This window comes from Methylocucumis oryzae, from assembly GCF_000963695.1.
Taxonomy (GTDB): domain Bacteria; phylum Pseudomonadota; class Gammaproteobacteria; order Methylococcales; family Methylomonadaceae; genus Methylovulum; species Methylovulum oryzae.
Genome location: NZ_LAJX01000261.1, coordinates 1 through 1,561, shown reverse-complemented (window position 1 = coordinate 1,561; position 1,561 = coordinate 1). Strand labels below are relative to the sequence as shown.

The window sequence follows — 1,561 nt, the reverse complement described above, 5'->3', positions numbered from 1 at the left end:
ATAAATTTTTTCCTTTTTGCCTAGATTCCGTTTTATTTATAGCACGCTCTATGGACATCTTTCTCTTATCGGTTGTGTTTCTAATTTTTCAATAGTATGCCTCTTGTCTATAAATTTTTTATGAGAAAGCCGTGGTGAAAGTTACGTCTTGTGTTTGGATGCTTAGGATGCGGTCAAGGCGGAAATGACGGAAATCGTCGCGCAGTTGGCACCAGGCGACTAACGTCCAGACGTTACCCCACAAATACAGTCCCAAGGGTTGGATGCTGCGCAAGCTTTGTTCACCGTCGGCGCGGCAATAGTCGATGAGTAACAAGCGTTTGTTGTCGATGGCTTTTCGGCATATATCCAAATGGCTATCAATATCTTGGCGCTGGCTGAAACGTAAAGAAAACAATTTGCTGTCTTCGATTTTGTGACGCAAACCTGCCGGAATCACAGCGGTGATTTTGTCCAACGCCGATTGCGCGGATTGCCCTAATTCACTGCCTGCCCAAGTTTTGCTCATTCGCACACCAATGACCAGGGCTTCAATTTCTTCGGCAGTGAACATGATAGGCGGAATATCCAAACTATGCCGTAATCGGTAACCAACGCCGGCTTCACCTTCTACCGGAACGCCGGATAAGCTAAGGTCTTGGATGTCTCGGTAAATGGTGCGCTCGGACACTTCTAAACGTTCGGCGAGGGTTTTGGCGGTGACCAAACGTTTATTGCGCAAGATTTGGACGATTTGAAAGAGACGGTCAGCGCGGCGCATGATGGTATTTGAAAAGGCGACCGGAGCTCCGGTCGCTTAAATCTCATGAAGGGTTAAGCGGGTGAATATAAACCAATGCGGTTACCTTCGCTATCTAAAATCAAGGCAAAATACCCGCAGTCGCCATCATGGATAGCGGTTTTAGGTACGATAAGAGTTGCGCCGTTTTGCAAGCCTCTTTCCAGCGGCACGCTTAAATCTTCACCGCCATTAAAGTACACAACCGCCCCGGTTGAACTGGGTTGGTATTGCTCGCCCAAGACCAACATACCACTAACCGCCTCTTCTTCGGCCTCGAAAATGGCAAATTGAAAGTCTGCCATCGTGTCGTCTTTAAACGTGGCCGCCAATAGGGTTTGATAAAAAATTTTTGGCACGTTGCATATCCGTTACCGGAATCTCAAACCAGGTTGCTACATGGGTGTTCATAGACTATCTCCGTAAATTTAATGTTAACGAATAGCTATGGTATAACAGCCCTACTGACAGCGTTATGTCAGCAATCTTAAATCTACTTAGATTCTTTGATGAGTTACAGTTTATTGAAATGGTCTCATACTTTTGGATATAAACCGTGAAATGATTTAAAAAAACAAAAACTCGCGCAACCCTAATGAGCATAGCTGACATTTTGCCTGTGTGACTCGGCATTTTCTCCTGTGCTAGCTACAATATATACTTCAAACGGTCACATTCGGTTTTTTAGATAGGTAGGGTGCGCTGTGCGCACCTTTATAACATCATTAAAATCAATGAAAAAGGTGCGCACAGCGCACCAACAACACAAGATACCGAATGTGA

Annotated in this window: 2 protein-coding genes; both read right to left on the bottom strand. The window is 45.0% G+C overall.

The features are described 5' to 3' along the window. Positions 1–118 precede the first annotated feature (118 nt). Positions 119–760, bottom strand: coding sequence for a helix-turn-helix transcriptional regulator (locus VZ94_RS19485; RefSeq protein WP_045780510.1), 642 nt, complete (start codon positions 758–760; stop codon positions 119–121). A 53-nt stretch (positions 761–813) separates the two neighbouring features. Next, positions 814–1,137 (bottom strand): VOC family protein, encoded by a 324-nt coding sequence (locus tag VZ94_RS19480; protein WP_239650097.1) that lies wholly within the window; start codon positions 1,135–1,137, stop codon positions 814–816. Between the last annotated feature and the right edge of the window lie 424 nt (positions 1,138–1,561).